Consider the following 20,923-nt stretch of genomic DNA (forward strand, 5'->3'; position numbering starts at 1 on the left):
CGATGTCTGACGAAGAGAAGCTCCGCACCTACCTCAAGCGCGCCACGGCCGACCTGGGGGTGCTCGGCCGGCGCCTGGCCGACCTGGAGGAGGCCGCGCGCGAGCCGATCGCGATCATCGGCATGGGCTGCCGCTACCCGGGCGGGGTGGAGTCCCCGGACGGCCTGTGGCGGCTGGTCGCGGACGGCGCCGACGCGATCACCGAGTTCCCGCCGGACCGCGGCTGGGACGTCCTCCACGACCCCGACCCGGACCGGCCGGGCACGACCTACACCCGGTCGGGCGGGTTCCTCGCCGACGGCGCCGGGTTCGACGCCGGGTTCTTCGGCATCTCGCCGCGCGAGGCGCTGGCGATGGACCCGCAGCAGCGGGTGCTGCTGGAGACCGCCTGGGAGACCTTCGAGCACGCGGGCATCGACCCGACCACGCTCGGCGGCAGCCGCACGGCCGTCTTCACCGGCCTGTGGTCGTCCGGCTACGGCCACCAGCCGCCGCCGGACCTCGAAGGCTTCCTCGCCACCGGCACCGCCACCAGCGCCACGTCCGGGCGGGTGTCGTACCTGCTGGGGCTGGAGGGCGCGGCGGTGTCGGTGGACACGGCGTGCTCGTCCTCGCTGGTGGCGATCCACCTGGCCGCCCAGGCGCTGCGGGCGGGGGAGTGCTCGCTGGCGCTGGCCGGTGGGGTGACGGTGATGGCGACGCCGTCGGGGTTCGTCGAGTTCTCCCGGCAGCGGGGGCTCGCGGCGGACGGTCGGGTGAAGGCGTTCGCCGAGGCGGCGGACGGGACGTCCTGGGGCGAGGGCGCCGGTCTGGTGCTGCTGGAGCGGTTGTCGGACGCGCGGCGCAACGGGCACCGGGTGCTGGCGGTGGTGCGGGGTTCGGCGGTCAACCAGGACGGCGCGTCGAACGGGCTCGCGGCGCCGAACGGTCCGTCGCAGGAACGCGTCATCCGGCAGGCGCTGGCGAACGCCGGACTGTCCCCGGCGGACGTGGACGCGGCGGAGGCCCACGGCACCGGCACCACCCTCGGCGACCCGATCGAGGCGCAGGCGCTGTTGGCGACGTACGGTCAGGGGCGCACCGAGCCGCTGTGGTTGGGGTCGGTGAAGTCCAACATCGGGCACACGCAGGCGGCGGCGGGCGTCGCCGGTGTGATCAAGATGGTGATGGCGATGCGGCACGGGCAGCTGCCGCGAACCCTGCACGTGGACGCGCCGACCTCGCACGTCGACTGGTCGGCGGGCCGGGTCGCGCTGTTGACCGAAACCCGGCCGTGGCCGGAGACCGGGCGGCCCCGCCGGGCCGGCGTGTCGGCGTTCGGCATCAGCGGGACCAATGCGCACGTGGTGATCGAGGCGGCCGATGCAGAGCCGGTCGGGGCTGCGGCGAGGTCCGCGGGCGGCGTGGTGCCGTGGGTGCTGTCGGCGAAGTCGGACGCGGCGCTGCGCGAACAGGCCCGTCGGCTGGGCGCGTTCCTGGCCGAGCAGCCGGGAGTCGGCGCGGTGGCGGTGGGCCGGGCGTTGGCGGGGCGGTCGCGTTTCGAGCACCGTGCGGTGGTGCGCGGTGCGGAGGCGCTGGACGCCTTGGCCGAGGGCGGCACGGCGCCGGGTCTGGTGACGGGGGTCGTCCGTCCGCCGAGCCGGTCGGTGTTCGTGTTTCCGGGGCAGGGTGCGCAGTGGGTCGGTATGGGTGGCGAGTTGTACGGCTCGGAGCCGGTGTTCCGGGCGGCGATCGACGCGTGTGGGGCGGCGTTGGCGCCGTACACCGATTGGTCGTTGACCGAAGTGCTGTCCGGCGGTGGGTCGTTGGAGCGGGTGGATGTGGTGCAGCCCGCGCTGTTCGCGGTGATGGTGGCGCTCGCCGAACTGTGGCGCGCGCACGGCGTCGAGCCGGACGCCGTCGTCGGGCATTCGCAGGGGGAGATCGCGGCGGCGTACGTGGCGGGTGCGTTGTCGTTGGAGGACGCGGCCAAGGTGGTGGCGCTGCGCAGCAGGGCCCTGGTCGCCCTGGCCGACCAGGGCGGGATGGTCTCGGTCGGCCTCAGGCACGAGCGGGCCGCCGAGTTGGTGGCCCGCTGGGACGGTCGGCTGACGGTGGCGGTGGTCAACTCGGCCGACAGCGTGGTGGTGTCGGGTGATCTGGACGCGCTGGACGACCTGCTGGCGGCCTGCGAGGCCGACGGCATCCGCGCCCGCCGCCTCCCGGTCAACTACGCCGCGCACTCGGCGCAGGTCGAGGCCCTCCGCGAGCAGCTGCTCACCGCCCTGGCCGACATCACACCGCGTCAGACCACCGTCCCGTTCTACTCCACCGTCACCGGCGAGCCGATCGACAGCGCCACCCTCGACGCCGCCTACTGGTACCGCAACCTGCGCGAACCCGTACGCTTCGACCTCGCCACCCGGCTGCTGCTCGACCACGGCCACTCCGTCTTCGTCGAGGTCAGCCCGCACCCGGTCCTGGTCGCCGCCGTCGAGGAGACCGGCCACCGGCACGGCTCCGACCTCCTGGTCACCGGCACGCTCCGGCGCGACCAGGACGACTTCCTCGCCGCGCTCGGCCGCCTGCACGTCCACGGCGTCCCGGTCGACTGGCGGTTCCCGGACGACACCGAGCCCGTCCACCTGCCGACGTACCCCTTCCAGCGCGAGCCGTACTGGCTGCGGCCCGTCCCGACGGCGTCGGGCGACCACCCGCTGCTCGGCACGTTCGTGGAACTGCCCGACGGCGCGGTGCTCAGCGGACGGATCTCGCTCACCACCCACCCGTGGCTGGCCGACCACGCCGTGCGGGGCGCCGTCCTCCTGCCCGGCACCGCGTTCGCGGAGCTGGCCGTCCACGCGGCCGGCCGGCTCGGCCGGGCGGTCGAGGAGCTGGTGCTCGAAACGCCGCTCGTCCTCGACGACACGCCGGTGCACCTCCAGGTCGTCGTGGGCCCCGAGGAGGACGGCCGCCACCCGCTCACGGTGTACTCGCACGACGGTGACGCGTGGGTGCGGCACGCCACCGGGACGTTGGGCGAGGCCCCGGCGCTGAACGCCTGGGACTGGCCGTCGGCCGGTGAACCCCTCGACGTCGACGGGCTCTACGACGCGCTGGCCGCGCTCGGCTACGAGTACGGGCCGGCGTTCCAGGGCGTCATGTCGGCCCGGCGGGTCGGCGACACCGTCTACGCCGAGGTGGAGCTTCCCGCCGAGGAACCGTTCGCCCTGCACCCCGCGCTGCTCGACGCCGCCCTGCACCCCATGGCGTTCCTCACCGACCGCACCGGCCTGCCGTTCGCGTTCACCGGAGTGGCGATCCGGCCCGCCGGCCGCGGGCCGCTGCGGGTGCGCCTGTCCGCCACCGGGCCGGACACCTACACCGTGGCCGTGGCCGAGCCGGACGGCACCCCGGTCGCCGTCATCACCTCGCTGACCGTCCGGGACACCGCCGCCGTCCCGGACAGCCTGTATGCACTCGACTGGGTCCCCGTCGAACCGGCGTCGACGGTCGGCGACCCCGCGGGCCTGGTCGTTCACGAGGTGCCCGGGCCGGAACCCGAGGCGGACCCCGTCGAGGCGGCGTACGCGAGTGCGCGGAGCGTGCTCGCCGTGATCCGGGACCACCTGGCGGGCGAGCGGACCCGGCTGGCGGTCGTCACCCGCAACGCCGTCGCCGCCGCGCCCGGTGACGTGGTCGGCCTCCACCACGCGATGGTCTGGGGCCTGCTCCGCAGCGCGCGGGCCGAGCACCCCGACCGGTTCGTCCTGGTCGACGCCGACCCGACCTGGGACCCCGCGTTGATCGCCGGCACGGACGAACCGGAACTGGCGGTCCGGCAAGGGACGTTGCGCGTCCCCCGGCTGGTCCGGGTCGGCGCGAGCCTCACCCCGCCGGACGGGGCCTGGCGGCTGGAGGACACGGGCACCGGCAGCATCGACGGCCTGGCACTGGTGCCCCGCCCGGAGCTCACGGAGCCGCTCGGGCCCGGGCAGGTCCGGATCGCCGTACGCGCGGCCGGGCTCAACTTCCGGGACGTGCTGATCGCCCTCGGCGTCTACCCCGGCGCGGCCCTGATGGGCGGTGAGGGCGCGGGCGTCGTCCTCGAAACCGGCCCGGACAGCCCGTTCCGGCCCGGAGAGCGCGTCATGGGCCTGGTCCCCGGCGCGTTTGGCCCGGTCGCCGTCGCCGACCAGCGGCTGCTGGTCCGGATGCCCGACGACTGGTCGTTCGCCAGGGCCGCGTCGGTGCCCGTGGTGTTCCTGACCGCCTGGTACGGCCTGCGTGACCTGGGCGCGCTGGCGGCCGGTCACCGGGTGCTGATCCACGCCGGTACGGGTGGCGTCGGCATGGCGGCGATCCAACTGGCCCGGCGGCTCGGCGCGGAGGTGTTCGCCACCGCGAGCCCGGGCAAGTGGGACACCCTGCGCGCGCTGGGGCTGGACGAGGACCACATCGCCTCCTCGCGCACCCTGGAGTTCGAGCAGAAGTTCCCGCGGATGGACGTCGTCCTGGACTCGCTGTCCGGCGAGTTCGTCGACGCCTCGCTGCGGCTGCTCGTGCCCGGCGGCCGGTTCGTGGAGATGGGCAAGACCGACATCCGCGACGCGGCCGACCATCCCGACCTCGTCTACCGGGCGTTCGACATCGCCGACGCGGGGCCGGAACGGCTCGGCGAGATCCTGAACGCCGTCGTACGGGCCTTCACGGACGGCGGGTTCGTGCCGCTGCCGCTGGACGTGCGCGGGGTCCGGGACGCGGTCGACGTGTTCCGGTTCATGAGCCGGGCCGCGCACGTGGGGAAGATCGTTCTGACTGTTCCGGTGGGTTTCGATCCGGTTGGGACGGTGTTGGTCACCGGTGGTACGGGGACGCTGGGTGGCTTGGTGGCGCGGCATCTGGTGGTGGAGCGGGGTGTGCGGCACGTGCTGTTGGTGAGCCGTGGTGGTGGCGGGGCGGCGGTGCGGGAGGAGTTGGCCGGGCTGGGTGCGGAGGTGACGGTCGCGGCGTGTGATGTGGCGGACCGGGACGCGTTGGCGGCCGTGCTCGACTCGATCCCGGCCGCGCATCCGCTGACGGCGGTCGTGCACGCGGCCGGTGTGCTCGACGACGCGGTGGTGGAGTCGCTGACCCCGGAGCGTCTCGCCGCGGTCTGGGAGCCCAAGGCGCGGGGGGCGTGGAACCTGCACGAGCTCACCCGGGGGGCGGACCTGACGGCGTTCGTCCTGTTCTCCTCGGCGGCCGGCACGCTCGGCAGCCCCGGACAGGCCAACTACGCCGCAGCCAACACCTTCCTCGACGCGCTCGCCCTGCACCGGCGCGCCCTCGGCCTGCCGGCGACCTCGCTGGCCTGGGGCTACTGGGCCGAGGCCAGTGGCATGACCGGGCACCTGACCGAGGCCGACCAGGACCGGATGGCCCGAGCCGGGGTCGTGCCGCTGGCCACCGACCACGCCCTGTCGCTGTTCGACGCGGCCCTGGCCGTGGACCGGGCCGCGCTGGTGCCGGTACGCCTCGACCTGTCCGTGATGGCGGGCGCCCCGGCGACCCCGGCGGCCCTCAAGGGCCTCGTCTCCCGCAAGGCGGCCCGGCGCCCGGCCCGGCGCGGCGCGATCGCCGAACGCCTGCGGACACTGCCGGAGGCCGAACGGCTGAGAGCCGCACTCGACCTGGTCACCGCCCACACCGCCGCCGTGCTCGGCCACCGCGAACCGGGGTCCGGATGGGACCGGCAGCCGTTCAAGGACCTCGGCTTCGACTCCCTGACCTCCGTCGAACTGCGCAACCGCCTCAACACCGCCACCGGCCTGCGCCTGCCGGCCACCGTCACCTTCGACCACCCCACCCCGCAGCAACTCGCCGGGCACCTGCTGACCGAGATCCTCGGCGGGGCCGTGGCGACGGTGGTGCCGGTCGTGGTGCCGGTGTCGGAGGACCCGGTGGTGATCGTGGGCATGGGATGCCGGTTGCCCGGTGGGGTGGGGTCGCCGGAGGAGCTGTGGTCCCTGGTGTCGGACGGGGTGGACGCGATCGGGGGGTTCCCGTCGGATCGCGGATGGGACGTGGACCGTCTCTACGATCCGGCCGGCGGCCCCGGGACGTCGTACACCCGGTCGGGCGGGTTCCTCGCGGACGCGGCGGGCTTCGACGCCGATTTCTTCGGCATCTCGCCGCGTGAGGCGCTGGCGATGGACCCGCAGCAGCGGGTGCTGCTGGAGACCGCGTGGGAGACCTTCGAGGACGCGGGCATCGACCCGACGTCGCTGCGGGGCAGCCGGACGGGAGTCTTCACCGGCATCTGGTCCTCCGGCTACGGCGACCAGGCACCCGCCGACGCCGAGGGCTACCTCGGTACGGGCGCCGCGACCAGCGTGACCTCCGGCCGGATCGCCTACCTGCTGGGGCTGGAGGGCGCGGCGGTCTCGCTGGACACCGCCTGCTCGTCCTCGCTGGTGGCCCTGCACCTCGCGGCCCAGGCGCTGCGCTCGGGGGAGTGCTCGCTGGCCCTGGCCGGCGGCGTGACCGTGATGGCGACCCCGCTGGGGTTCACCGAGTTCTCGCGCCAGCGCGGCCTGGCCCCCGACGGCCGGGTGAAGGCGTTCGCCGAGGCGGCCGACGGTACGGCGTGGGCCGAGGGCTCGGGGCTGGTGCTGCTGGAGCGGTTGTCGGACGCCCGGCGCAACGGGCACCGGGTGCTGGCGGTGGTGCGGGGCACGGCGGTCAACCAGGACGGCACCTCCAACGGCCTCGGGGCACCGAACGGTCCGTCGCAGGAGCGGGTGATCCTCCAGGCCCTCGCCAACGCGGGGTTGGAAGCGTCCGAGGTGGACGCGGTGGAGGCGCACGGCACGGGGACGACGCTCGGCGACCCGATCGAGGCGCAGGCGCTGTTGGCGACCTACGGTCAGCGGCGGGCGGAACCGTTGTGGCTGGGGTCGGTGAAGTCCAACATCGGCCACACCCAGGCGGCGGCCGGTGTGGCGGGTGTGATCAAGATGGTGATGGCGATGCGGCACGCCGAACTGCCGCCGACGCTGCACGTCGACGCGCCGACCTCGCACGTCGACTGGGAGTCCGGAAACATCCGGCTGCTCACCGAGGCCCGTCCCTGGCCCGACAGCGGCCACCCGCGCCGCGCGGGCATCTCGGCGTTCGGCATCAGCGGTACGAACGCGCACGTGGTGATCGAGGCGGCCGATGCAGAGCCGGTCGGGGCTGCGGCAGGGCCCACGGACGGGGTGGTGCCGTGGGTGCTGTCGGCGAAGTCGGACGCGGCGCTGCGCGAACAGGCCCGCCGACTGGGCGCGTTCGTCGCCGCGCACCCCGAGGTGAGTCCGGCGGCGGTCGGGGGCGCGCTGGCGGCCCGGACGGTGTTCGAGCACCGGGCGGTGGTGGACGGCGCGGAAGCGTTGAAGGCGCTGGTGGACGGTCGGTCGGTGCCGGGTCTGGTGACCGGCGTGGCTGGTGCGTCGGGTCGGTCGGTGTTCGTGTTTCCGGGGCAGGGCGCGCAGTGGGTCGGTATGGGTGGGGAGTTGTACGGCTCGGAGCCGGTGTTCCGGGCGGCGATCGACGCGTGTGAGGCGGCGTTGGCGCCGTACACGGACTGGTCGTTGACCGAAGTGCTGTCCGGCGGTGGGGCGTTGGAGCGGGTGGATGTGGTGCAGCCCGCGCTGTTCGCGGTGATGGTGGCGCTCGCCGAACTGTGGCGGGCGCACGGTGTGGAGCCGGACGCTGTCGTCGGGCATTCGCAGGGCGAGATCGCCGCAGCGTATGTGGCGGGTGCACTGTCCCTGGCGGACGCCGCGAAGGTGGTGGCGCTGCGCAGCAGGGCGCTGGTCGCGCTGGCGGACCAGGGCGGGATGGTGTCGGTCGGCCTCGGGCACGGGCAGGCCGCCGAGTTCGCGGCCCGCTGGGACAACCGGATCACCGTCGCGGTGGTCAACGCCCCCGGCTCGGTCGTCGTCTCGGGTGACCTGGACGCGCTGGAGGAGCTGCTGACGGTCTGCGAGGCCGACGGCATCCGCGCCCGCCGCCTCCCGGTCAACTACGCCGCGCACTCGGCGCAGGTCGAGGCGGTCCGCGAGCAGTTGCTCACCGACCTGGCCGACATCACGCCGCGTCAGGCGGCCGTCCCGTTCTATTCCACGGTGACCGGCGAGCCGATCGACAGCGCCACCCTCGACGCCGCCTACTGGTACCGCAACCTCCGCGAACCCGTGCTGTTCGACCGGACGACCCGTGCGCTGCTCGACCACGGCCACACCGTCTTCGCCGAGGTCAGCCCGCACCCGGTGCTCACGCCCGCGCTGGCGGAGCATGAGACGGGTGTGGTGACCGGGACGCTGCGCCGTGACCACGGCACCCCGGCCGAGTTCCTGGCCGCCGCGGCCCGGCTGTTCGTCGCGGGCGTGCCGGTGCGGTGGCCGTCCCCGGGAGGGGAGCCGGTGGCGCTGCCCACCTACCCCTTCCAGCGGACGCGGTTCTGGCTCACCGGCGGTGCGGGAGACGTGTCCGCGGCCGGGCTCGACCGGGTGGACCACCCGCTGCTCGGTGCCGCCGTCGAGGTGGGCGGGCAGCGGGTCCTGACGGGCCGGCTCTCCCTGGCCACCCACCCCTGGCTCGCGGACCACTCCGTGCTCGGGACGGTGCTGCTGCCCGCGGCGGCGTTCGTGGAACTGGTGGTGCACGCGGCCGGGGCGGCAGTGGAGGAACTGGTCCTGGAGGCGCCGCTGGTGCTGCCCGCCGACGGCGCGGTGGACGTGCAGGTCGTCGTGGGCGAGCCGGACGGGACCGGCCGCCGGACGGTCGACGTCCGGTCCCGTACGGACGGTTGGGTACGCAACGCCACCGGCACGGTGAGCGGCAAACCCGTGGTCGGACAGCAGCTGACGCAGTGGCCGCCGGCCGGCGCGGAACCGGTCGCCGGGCTCTACGACACGCTCGCCGCGGCGGGCTACGAGTACGGGTCGGCCTTCCAGGGCGTGCAGGCGGTGTGGCGCCGTGGTGACGAGGTGTTCGCCGAGGTCGCCGTCCCGGACGCGGCCCGGTTCTCCGTCCACCCGGCCCTGCTGGACGCAGCCCTGCAACCGTTGGCGCTGCTGGCCGGCCCGGAGGGCGACGTGCGGCTGCCGTTCTCGCTGGGCGGGGTCGCGGTCCACCGCACCGGGGTGACCTCCGCGCGCGTGCGGCTGACGGCGGTGCGCCCCGGCACGTACGCCGTCCACCTGGCGGACCGCTCCGGCGAGCCCGTGGCGACCGTCGAGGCGCTGACCACCCGTCCGGTGGCCGAACGCGGTCCGCTGTACGCCCTCGAATGGATTCCGCTGCCCCCCGCCGAGGGCGTGCTCGGCGACGCCGTCGTCTCGCCCGGTTCGGTCGCCGAGGCGCTGACGGCCGTCCAGGACTTCCTGACCGGGCCCGGCGAACGGCTCGTGGTGCGTACGCGGGGCGCGGTCGCCGTCGTTCCCGGTGACGCGGTGAGCGATCCGGAAGCCTCGGCGGTCTGGGGCCTGGTCCGGTCCGCGCAGTCCGAGCACCCCGGCCGGTTCGTGCTCGTGGACGCCGACGAGCTGCCCGACGGGGTGTCCGTCGGCGAGGAGGACCAGCTGGCGGTGCGCGGGGGAGCCGTCTACGTGCCCCGGCTCGTGCGTTCCGCACCGCAGGAGGCGTTCGACGGACGGCTGACGCAGACGGGCACGGGCAGCCTGGACGACCTCGCCTTCCTGCCGTACGAGCAGGCCCCGCTCGGCCCCCGGGAGGTGCGGGTCGCCGTGCGGGCGGCCGGCCTGAACTTCCGCGACGTGCTGATCGCCCTGGGCGTCTACCCGGGCCCGGCGCTGCTCGGCAGCGAGGGCGCGGGCGTCGTCACCGAGGTCGGCACCGAGGTCGCCGGGCTGCGGCCGGGCGACCGGGTCGCCGGGCTGCTGCCCGGCGCGTTCGGCCCTGTGGCCGTCGCCGACCACAGGGCGCTGGTGCGCATTCCCGACGAGTGGACGTTCACCCGGGCCGCCAGTATGCCGATCGCCTTCATGACCGCCTGGTACGGGCTGTTCGACCTCGGTGAACTGCGCCCCGGCGAGCGGGTGCTGATCCACTCGGGCGCGGGCGGTGTGGGCACGGCGGCGATCCAGCTGGCCCGGCGGCTCGGCGCGGAGGTGTTCGCCACGGCGAGCCCCGCCAAGTGGGACGCCCTGCGCGCGCTGGGGCTGGACGAGGACCACATCGCCTCCTCCCGGACCCTGGAGTTCGCCGACCGGTTCGGGCCCTTCGACGTGGTGCTGAACTCGCTGTCCGGCGAGTTCCTGGACGCCTCGCTGCGGCTGCTCGGGCCCGGCGGGCGGTTCGTGGAGATGGGCAAGGCCGACGTCCGGCCCGGCGTGCTGGACTTCGACCTGGCCGACGCGGGACCGGAGCGGCTCGGGGAGATCCTGGCCGAAGCCGTCCGGCTGCTCGGCGCGGGCGAGCTGCGCCTGCCGCCGCTCACCACCTGGGACGTCCGCCGTGCGCGGGACGCCTTCCGGTTCATGAGCCGGGCCGCGCACGTGGGGAAGATCGTCCTGACTGTTCCGGTGGGTTTCGATCCGGTTGGGACGGTGTTGGTCACCGGTGGTACGGGGACGCTGGGTGGTTTGGTGGCGCGGCATCTGGTGGTGGAGCGGGGTGTGCGGCACGTGCTGTTGGTGAGCCGTGGTGGTGGCGGGGCGGCGTTGCGGGAGGAGTTGGCCGGGCTGGGTGCGGAGGTGACGGTCGCGGCGTGTGATGTGGCGGACCGGGACGCGTTGGCGGCCGTGCTGGACTCGATCCCGGCCGCGCATCCGCTGACGGCGGTCGTGCACGCGGCCGGTGTGCTCGACGACGGTGTCGTCGAATCCCTGACGCCCGAGCGGCTGGCGGCGGTCTGGGAGCCCAAGGCGCGGGGGGCGTGGAACCTGCACGAGCTCACCCGGGGGGCGGACCTGACGGCGTTCGTCCTGTTCTCCTCGGCGGCCGGCACGCTCGGCGCGGCGGGGCAGGCGAACTACGCGGCGGCGAACGCCTATCTCGACGGCCTGGCCGCCTACCGGCGCGCCCTGGGGCTGCCGGGCGTGTCGCTGGCCTGGGGACAGTGGGCCGAGGCCAGCGGGCTGACCGGGCGGATGTCCGAGGCCGACGCTGAACGCCTGGCCCGCGCGGGGGTGCTGCCGATGGCGACCGACTACGGGCTCGGACTGTTCGACGGCGGCCTGGACACCGCGGAAGCGGTGGTGGTCGCGGCCCGGTTCAAGGCGTCCGCACTGGGCGACCGGCCGGTGCTGCGCGCGCTGGCACGCGCCCGCAAACCGGTGCGGACCACCGGACCGGCGGGCGAGCTCGGATCGCTCCCCGAGGCCCGGCAGCGCGAGATCCTGCTCGACCTGGTCAGCACCCACGCCTCGGCGGTGCTGGGCCGCAACGACGCCGTCGGCGCCGACCTGGCTTTCAAGGACCTGGGCTTCGACTCGCTGACCGCGGTGGAGCTGCGCAACCGGCTGTCCGCGGCGGTCGGTACTCGGCTGTCGGCGACGATGGTCTTCGACCACCCGACCCCGGCCCGGTTGGCCGAGCACCTGCGCGAGGTGGTCCTCGGCAGGGAGCGTCGGGCGCTGCCCGTCGTGCCGGTCGGGGCCGTGGTGTCGGGTGATCCGGTGGTGGTGGTCGGGCTGGGGGCGCGGTACCCGGGTGGGGTGGGCTCGGCGCAGGAGCTGTGGTCCCTGGTGGCGGACGGGGCGGACGCGATCGGGGGGTTCCCGTCGGATCGTGGCTGGGATGTGGGTCGTCTCTACGATCCGGCGGGCGGCCCGGGGAGGTCCTACACGCGCTCGGGCGGGTTCCTTGCGGACGCAGGCGGCTTCGATGCCGGGTTCTTCGGTATTTCGCCGCGTGAGGCGTTGGCGATGGATCCGCAGCAGCGGGTGCTGCTGGAGACGGTGTGGGAGACGTTCGAGGACGCGGGGATCGATCCGACGTCGTTGCGGGGCAGCCGGACGGGCGTGTTCACCGGCATCTGGGCGTCGGGCTACGCGGGCGGAGTGGACCAGATCTCCCGCGACGCGGACGGCTACGTGGCCACCGGCACGGCGACGAGTGTGACCTCGGGGCGGGTGTCGTACCTGCTGGGGCTGGAGGGTCCGGCGGTCTCGGTGGACACGGCGTGCTCGTCCTCGCTGGTGGCGATCCACCTGGCAGCCCAGGCGCTGCGGGCGGGGGAGTGCTCGCTGGCGCTGGCGGGCGGGGTGACGGTGATGGCGACACCCGCCGCCTTCATCGACTTCTCCCGGCAGCGGGGGCTCGCGGTCGACGGCCGGGTGAAGGCGTTCGCCGAGGCGGCCGACGGCACGGCCTGGGGTGAGGGCGTCGGCCTGGTGCTGCTGGAGCGGCTTTCCGATGCCCGGCGCAACGGGCACCGGGTGCTGGCGGTGGTGCGGGGTTCGGCGGTCAACCAGGACGGTGCGTCCAACGGCCTGACCGCGCCGAACGGCCCCTCCCAGGAACGCGTCATCCAACAGGCCCTGGCCAATGCGGGGTTGGCGCCGTCCGAGGTGGACGCGGTGGAAGCCCATGGCACCGGGACGACGCTCGGTGACCCGATCGAGGCGCAGGCGTTGTTGGCGACGTACGGTCAGGACCGTTCCGAGCCGCTGTGGTTGGGGTCGGTGAAGTCCAACATCGGCCATACGCAAGCCGCTGCGGGCGTCGCCGGTGTGATCAAGATGGTGATGGCGATGCGGCACGGGCAGTTGCCGCGGACGCTGCATGTCGATGAGCCGAGTTCGCACGTGGACTGGTCGGCGGGCCGGGTCGCGCTGCTGACCGAGGCCCGGCCGTGGCCGGAGACCGGGCGGCCCCGCCGGGCCGGTGTGTCGGCGTTCGGCATCAGCGGCACCAACGCCCACCTGATCCTGGAGGCTCCGGAGCCGCCCGCCGACGATCCCGCGCCCGCGGCCGTCGGGCCGGTGCCGTGGCTGCTGTCGGCCAAGTCCGAACAGGCGCTCCGGGCCCAGGCCCGCAGGCTCCAGGCGTACGCGGCCGAGGCCCCTGACGCGGACGGAATCGGTGCCGCGCTCGCCGCGCGGGCCCGGTTCGCCCACCGCGCCGTGGTGACCGGACCGGAGGCCCTGGCGGCCCTGGTCCGCGGGGAGGCGCATTCCGGGCTGGTGACCGGCGAGGTCCGCGACTCGGGGAAGTCCGCGTTCGTGTTCTCCGGTCAGGGTGGTCAGTGGGCGGGGATGGGGCGGGGCCTGTACGAGGTGTTCCCGGTGTTCGCGCGGGTGTTGGACGAGGTCTGTGGGCTGCTCGGGTTGCCGGTGGAGGTGCTGTTCCAGGACGCCAAGGGGGTGTTGGGGCAGACGCGGTTCACCCAGGCCGGGGTGTTCGCGTTGGAGGTGGCGCTGTTCCGGTTGGTGGAGTGGTTGGGGGTGCGGCCGGACTTCGTGGTGGGGCATTCGGTGGGTGAGGTGGCGGCGGCGCACGTGGCGGGGGTGTTCTCCCTGGAGGACGCCGCGCGGTTGGTGGGCGCGCGGGGCCGGTTGATGCAGGAGCTGCCCGGTGGTGGGGCGATGGTGTCGCTCCAGGCGTCGGTTCAGGAGGTGGTGGGTTCGCTGGTGCCGGGTGTGGAGGTGGCGGCGGTGAACGCGGTGGACGCGGTGGTGGTGTCGGGTGACGAGGCGGCGGTGTTGGCGGTTGCCGAGGTGTGGCGTGGTCGTGGGCGTCGGGTGCGGCGGTTGGAGGTCAGTCACGCGTTCCACTCGGCGCGGATGGACCCGGTGCTGGATGAACTCGCCGATTGTGCAAAGGGGTTGTCGTTCGGCGAGCCGGTGATCCCGGTGGTCTCCACGGTGGCCGGACAGCCGGTGGAGATGGGGGAGCCGGGGTACTGGGTGCGGCAGGTGCGGGAGCCGGTGCGATTCGCGGATGCGATGGAGTGGCTGACGGGCCAGGGCGTCACGGGGTTCGTGGAGGTGGGCCCGCACCCGTCGCTGGTGCCGAACGGTTTGATGCGCCGTCAGGGTGACTCCTTCGAGCGGTTGTTCGCGGCCCTGGGGCGGTTGTGGGCCGACGGCGCGGCGGACTGGACTCCGCCGGCCGGGAAGCCGGGCGCGCGGCTGCCCTCGTACGCCTTCCAGCACCAGCACTACTGGCTCCAGCCCACCACCTTGTCGGAGGGCCCCGACACGCCCGACCACCCGTTGCTGCGGTCCCTGGTGAAGCTCCCCGACGGGCAGGGCGTGGTGCTGACCGGGAAGCTCTCCGGGTCCGCCCACCCGTGGCTCACCGAACACGTCATCGCGGGCTCGCCCCTGCTGCCCGGGATGGCGTTCGTGGACCTGGCCGTTCACGCCGGTGAGCACACGGCCAGTCCCGTCCTGTCCGAACTGGTCCTGGAGGCGCCGCTCGTGCTGTCCGAGCACGACGGGGTGCACGTGCAGGTCACCGTCGGCGCGCCCGACGACACCGGACGCCGACCCGTCGCCGTCCACTCCCGCACCTCCGCCGAGCCCGACGAGTGGACCCGCCACGCGACCGGCGTGCTCAGCCCGCCGGTGGACCGGGCCGACCGGACGGAGGTGCCCGGCCTGGAGGCCGGCGGGGGTGTGCCGATCGACCTCGGTTCGTTCTACGACCGGCTGGCCGAGGCGGGTTACGACTACGGGCCGACTTTCCGGGGGCTCACCGCCATCCGGCGCCACGGGGAGGATCTGCATGCGGAGGTGGGCTTCCCGGCGGAGCTCGGGCAGCTCACCGGCTACCGCGTCCACCCCGCGCTCCTGGACGCCGCCATCCAGCCGCTGACCCTGCTCGCGAGCCTTGCGGCCGGGGACGGTGGCGAAAGCTCGGCGCGGATGCCTTTCTCGTTCTCCGGTGTGTCGGTGACCGGGTCGGCCGCGACGGTCCGTGTGGTGCTGCACCCGACCGGGCCGGATGCCTACGCGGTGCGGATCACCGACACCGCCGGGGTACCGGTCGCGAGTATCGACGAGATCGTCCTGCGGCCCGTCGAAGCGGCGGGGCGCGGGGCCGGGCGCCGGCCGAACACGCTGTTCGCCGTCGACTGGACCCCGCTGGCGGCACCGGACGGACCAGGCATCGAGACGGTCCTCCACGAGGTCGCGGGCGAGGGCGGGCCGGTCGCCGCCGCCCACGCGGTGACCCGTGAACTGCTGGGCACGGTACGGGAGTTCCTGGCCACTGACACGCCGGCCCGGCTGGTGGTTCTCACCGGTGACGACCTGGCCTCGGCCGCCGCCCGCGGTTTCCTGCGCAGCGCGCAGCACGAGGACCCCGGGCGGATCCTGACCGTCGGGCACGACGGCACGGCCGCGTCCCGACGGGCGGTCCCCGCCGCGGTGCGCGCCGCCGTGAGCGAGGGCGAGTCCGAGATCCGGCTGTGCGACGGCACTGCTCTGGTGCCGAGGTTGGTGAGGGCCGCCCCGACCGGGTCGGCCGTTCCGGTGGCCCCGGTTGGGTTTCTGGGTGGTGTGCCGTTGGGCGGTGCGGTGCTGATCACCGGTGGTACCGGCACTCTGGGTGTGCTGGTCGCCCGGCATCTGGTGGCCCGGTATGGGGTTCGGCGTGTGGTGCTGGCCGGTCGGCGTGGGGTCGAGCCGCCCGGGCTCCGTGAGGAGTTGGGCGAGGCTTTGGCCGTGGTGGCCTGTGACGTGGGTGACCGGGAGGCGGTGCGGGATCTCGTCGCCTCGATCCCGGACCTGCGGGTCGTCGTGCACGCTGCGGGGGTCGTCGACGACGCCCTGGTGGGGTCGATGACGCCGGAGCAGGTCGATGCGGTGCTGCGCGCGAAGGCCGATGGCGCGTGGTACCTGCACGAGGCCACCGAGCATCTGGACCTGCGGGCGTTCGTGCTGTTCTCCTCGGCGTCGGGGGTGTTCGGCGCTCCCGGGCAGGCCAACTACGCCGCCGCGAACGCGTTCCTCGACGGGCTCGCCGAGCACCGGCACGCGCGCGGCCTGCCGGTCACCTCGCTGGCCTGGGGTCAGTGGGCCGAGTCCAGTGGTATCACCGGGAGCCTGACCGAGGCGGACCACCGCCGGCTGGCGGGGGCCGGGATGCTGCCGCTGGCCACCGGGCAGGCCCTCGACCTGTTCGACGCGGCCCTGGCCGGCGAGAGCCCGGCGCTGGTGCCGGTCCGTCTCGATCTCGCGGCGATCGACACCCCGCCCGCGCTGCTGCGTACGCTCGTCCGGCCCGGGCGTGCGCCGGCCCCGACCCGCGGCCCGGGCGGGCTGCGGGCCGGGCTCGAAGCCCTGCCCGAGCCCGAGCAGCGGGCCCTGCTGCTCGATCTGGTCGTCCGGCACAGCGCGAGCGTCCTCGGGATGGCCCCCGGCGGGATCGACGACCCGCGTCGGCTGTTCCGCGATCACGGTGTCGACTCGCTGACCGCCATCGAGTTGCGCAACCGGCTCAACGCGGCCACCGGGCTCCAGCTCCCGGCGACCTTGGTCTTCGACTTCCCGACGCCCGAACAGCTCGTCAACCACCTGTACGGGCAGCTGTGCTCGCCGGAGAACCGGGCCGCGGGGCCGATGGAGCGCCTGCTGCGCAAGGCCGTCGAGGTGGGCCGGGTGCAGGACGGCCTCGACCTGCTGGCCACGGCGTCCCGGCTGGGCGAGGCCACCGGCGCGCCCGAGGTCGAGGCGGTCGCCCTCGCGGCCGGCTTCCTCCAGCCGTCGCTGGTGTGCCTGCCGTCCGCGCTGGCGTCCGGCGGCGTCGAGGAGTACCGGCGGTTCGGTGCGGCGCTGGAGGCCGCCCGTGACGTCACGGCGCTCACCCTGCCGGGTTTCGCCGGCGGTCCGCTGCCCGCGGACGCCGGCGTCCTGGTCGGGGCACTGGCCGATGCCGCGTCGGCGGTCGCCGGGCCGGTGCTGGTCGGCCGTTCGGTGGGGGCGTGGCTGGCGCTGGCGGTCGCCGGGGAGTTGGAGCGGCGGGGGGCCCGGCCCGGCGCCGTGGTCCTCATCGACGGCTATGTCGACGGCTGCGTCGGCGGCTGTTCCGACGGCCTGGCGGGCGTGCTGACCGGGATGCTGGAGGCCGGGCACCAGGTCCAGCCGGTCGACGACGAGCGGCTGGTGGCCATGGGCCGCTACCTCGATCTGGCCGTCGCTCCGCAGCCCGTTACCGCGCCGGTGCTGCTGGTGGGTACCGGGAACCGTGCGTGGCCCCGGTTGTCCACCACCGCCCAGGACGTGCTCACCGTCCCGGGCGACCACTTCACCGTCATGGAGGAGCACTCCGCGGCCACGGCGCTGGCGATCAGCACCTGGCTGCTCGACTTCACCGGCTACGGCGCCGGGTTGTCCGAACTCAGGGGAAAGGACCACGCATGATCTGGGACAACGTGTACATCGGCGGTACGGGGCGGTACCTGCCGCCCCGTACGCCCGCCCCGCAGGCCGTGCCGGACACCGAGACCATGCGGCGGCTGCTCGCGCTGTCGGACTTCGTGTCGTTCACCAGTTCCGAGGACGTCACCGAGCACGCGATGGCCGTGCACGCGGCGATCGGGGCGCTGCGCGAGTCCGGTCTGACCGGCGCGGACATCTCCATGGCCGCCTACGCGCAGATGGACCACCAGGACCACATGGCGTCCTCCTGCCACCTGCAGCGCGTCCTGGGCCTCGGTCACGCCCTGGTCTACGAGGTCGAGGCGACGAGCAACGGCGGCTCGGCCGCGCTGCAGTCGGCCGCCGCGCACCTGGTGGCCGATCCGGCCGCGACCGCGACCCTGGTCACGGCCACGGCCCGGTTCCTGCCGCCGCGGTGGGAGCGCTGGCAGCCCAGCATCGGGATCTTCCTGGCCGACGGCGCGGTCGCGGCCGTGCTCAACCGGGAGGGCGGCCGGGCGCGGCTGGTGGCGACGGCCAACAGTTCCGCGACCCAGATGGAGGTCCTCGCGACCCCGACGATCCCGGACCCGGCGGGCCACCGCAACCGTACGCCGATCGAGGTCACCGGCCTGGCGCCGTACCTGACGCTGATGAGCGGGGCGCTGGTCGGTGCGGTCGAGCAGGCGGCCAAGGAGGGCGGTGTCGCCGTCGGCGACATCACCAGGTTCGTCGTGACCGGCCTGGGCCTGGCGCAGTTGGAGGTCGTCGTGCTGGAGCCGCTCGGTATCGACCTGGGCCGCACCACCTGGCCGATGCTGCGCGAACTCGGCCACGTCGGGCCGTGCGACCAACTGCTGGGCATCGACCACCTGCTGCACGACGAGAGCCTGAAGCCGGGCGACACGATCATGTCGATCGGCCTCGGCATGGGCTCGCGGTTCACCGCGGCCCTGCTGGAGGTCACCGAGCCGCCCACGCCCCGTACCGCCACCGCCGTCTCCGCTTCCGCCGAGTCGGTGCGTGTGCAGGCCCCGCCGGCCGGCGCGTACGTCATCGACGCCTTGGGGCGTGACATCTTCGGTGAGGCCGCCGCCCTGCGCGGGCGGGGCCCGGCCACCCGCGTCGAGCTGCCCGGCGGCGTGCCGGCCTGGGCCGTCACCGGGCACGACCTGGCGAAGAAGCTGCTGCTGGACCCGAAGGTGTCGAAGGATCCGAACAAGCACTGGCCGATGTGGCGCGAGGGCGACGTCCCGCCGGACTGGCCGCTGATCATGTGGGTCGCGATGCAGAACATGTTCACCGCCTACGGGGCCGACCACACCCGGCTGCGCAGCCTGGTGGCCAAGGCGTTCACCCCGCGCCGGATCGAGGCGATGCGGCCGCGCATCGAGGAGATCACGGCCGCCCTGATCGCCGACCTGGCCGCGGTGCCGCCGGGGGAGCCGGTGGATCTGCGTGCGCGGTTCGCGTTTCCGTTGCCGGTCCGGGTGATCACCGAGTTGTTCGGGGTGAGTGCGGGGACGGGTGCGGACTTGCGGCGGCTGGTGGATGCGGTGTTCAGTCTGGACGCGGACCCGGCGGGGGTGCAGGCCGCTTCCGGGGAGTTGTACCTGCTGCTCAAGGAACTCGTGGCCGCCAAGCGGCGTGATCCCGGTGACGACATGACCAGTGACCTGATCGCGGCGCGGGAGGCGGACGGTACCCGGCTGTCCGAGCGGGAACTGCTGGACACCCTGTTGCTGACGATCTCCGCCGGTTTCGAGACGACCGTCAACCTGCTCGACCACGCCGTCCTCGCGCTGGCCACCCATCCTTCCCAGCTCGCCCTGGTCCGCTCCGGGGCCGGCACGTGGGAGGACGTGGTGGAGGAGACTTTGCGCTGGCAGGCACCGGTGCCGAACCTGCCGCTGCGGTACGCCGTGGAGGACGTCCTCGTGGACGGTGTGCGGATCCGCAAGGGCGAGGCGATCCTGCTGTCCTTCGGCGCGGTGGGCCGGGACGCGGCGCGGCACGGGGCCGACGCGGAGGACTTCCGGGTGACCCGGCCCTCGCGGGCCGACCACCTCGCCTTCGGGCACGGCGTGCACTTCTGCCTGGGCAGCCCGCTGGCGAAGCTGGAGGCGGTGACGGCGCTGTCCGCGCTGTTCTCCCGCTTCCCCGGGCTGCGGCTGGCCGTCCCGCCGTCCGCGCTCGAACCGCTGGGCTCGTTCTTCACCAACGGCCACAAGAGCCTGCCGGTCGTCCTGGAGGAGAGCTGATGGCCCATTTCGCCTTCGTGAGCGCGCCCGCGTCCGGGCACGTGAACCCGACTCTGCCGCTGGTGGAGGAACTGGTCCGGCGCGGCCACCGCGTCAGCTACGCCACCGGGCCGGCCACCGTGGAGGACGCCGTCGCCGCGGGGGCGTCGCCGGTGGTCCTGCCCTCGCAGTTGCCGCCCGGCCTGGCGGCGCGGGGAGGGTTCACGGCGGAGCAGCTCGCCGTGACGATGGAGTACTACCTGGACGACGCGCGGGCCTGTTTCCCCGTCCTGGCCGAACACTTCGCGGCCGATTTGCCGCAGGTGGTGTGCTACGACTCGGTGACTTTCACCGGGAGGATGCTGGCGGGCCTGCTCGGGGTGCGGGAGGTCTCCTTGGTGCCGACCTTCGCGGAGAACGAGTCCTTCTCGGCGGCGCAGGTGTATTTGCCGGCCGATTTCGACCACACCCACCCCCGGCTGCTGGCCGCGGTCCAGGACATGGGGAAGTTCACGCAGGACCACGGCTTCCTGGACGGCCCGAACCTGATGTTCGGCCACGTGCCCCCGACGAGCGTGGTGTTCGTCCCCCGGGAGTTCCAGCCGGCGGGGGACACCTTCGACGAGCGCTTCCACTTCGTCGGGCCTTCGCTGAGCAGCCGGCAGATCTCGGGGCGGTGGAGCCCCCGCTCGCCGGGCCCGGTGCTGCTGATCTCGCTGGGAACCGTCTTCAACGACCGGCCCGAGTTCTACCGGGCCTGCATCGAGGCGTTCGGCGACAGCGACTGGCAGGTCGTCATGGCCGTGGGCGGCCTGGACCGGCACGCGCTGGGCCCGGTCCCGGCCAACGTCGAAGTGCACGCGCAGGTGCCGCAGGTCGCGGTGCTGCGGCACGCCGAGGTGTTCCTGAGCCACGCCGGGATGAACTCGGCCATGGAGTCCCTCTACCACGGGGTGCCCATCGTGGCCCTGCCGCAGATCCCGGAACAGCAGGCGATCGCCCGCCGTGCCCAGGACCTGCAGGTCGCCACGACACTCACCGACCCCACCGTCCAGGACCTGCGCGACGCGGTCCGCACGGCCCGCTCCTACCGCCCCCGGGCGGCAGCCCTGAGCCGGATCGTCCGCGCAGCGGGCGGCGCCTCGAGGGCGGCGGACGTCCTGGAGGAACTACTGCCCCACTGACCCCCACCCCCGCCGGGACGGCCCGCCCCCGCCCCGGCGGGGTCCGGCCCCGCGCACGCTCTCCTGCACCGAGCCGCTCCGGCGCGAAGCGGCCCGGGGAGGAGTTGCTGCCCCGGTGGCGACCGGACCCCGCCGGGGCGGCCCGCCCCCGCCCCGGCCCGCC

Annotated in this window: 3 protein-coding genes; all 3 read left to right on the forward strand. The window is 74.2% G+C overall.

Annotated elements, in window-relative coordinates; all coding sequences use genetic code 11:
- Positions 1 to 2: 2 nt before the first annotated feature.
- Genes HUT16_RS39025 through HUT16_RS37035 form a run of 3 tightly spaced genes read left to right on the forward strand, consistent with a single transcriptional unit; the run spans position 3 to position 20,760 of the window.
- Positions 3 to 17,339 carry a type I polyketide synthase gene (locus tag HUT16_RS39025; protein ID WP_254898185.1) on the forward strand — a complete coding sequence of 5,779 codons (17,337 nt, stop codon included), beginning with the start codon at positions 3 to 5 and terminating at the stop codon, positions 17,337 to 17,339.
- On the forward strand, positions 17,336 to 19,597 hold the full coding sequence (locus HUT16_RS39930) for a cytochrome P450 (protein ID WP_176192352.1): 2,262 nt from the start codon (positions 17,336 to 17,338) through the stop codon (positions 19,595 to 19,597). Before HUT16_RS39025 ends, HUT16_RS39930 begins: the two co-directional genes overlap by 4 nt.
- Positions 19,597 to 20,760, forward strand: coding sequence for a macrolide family glycosyltransferase (locus tag HUT16_RS37035; protein ID WP_217712142.1), 1,164 nt, complete (start codon positions 19,597 to 19,599; stop codon positions 20,758 to 20,760). Before HUT16_RS39930 ends, HUT16_RS37035 begins: the two co-directional genes overlap by 1 nt.
- The last annotated feature ends 163 nt before the right edge of the window (positions 20,761 to 20,923 follow it).

The organism is Kitasatospora sp. NA04385 (assembly GCF_013364235.1).
Classification (GTDB): Bacteria; Actinomycetota; Actinomycetes; order Streptomycetales; family Streptomycetaceae; genus Kitasatospora.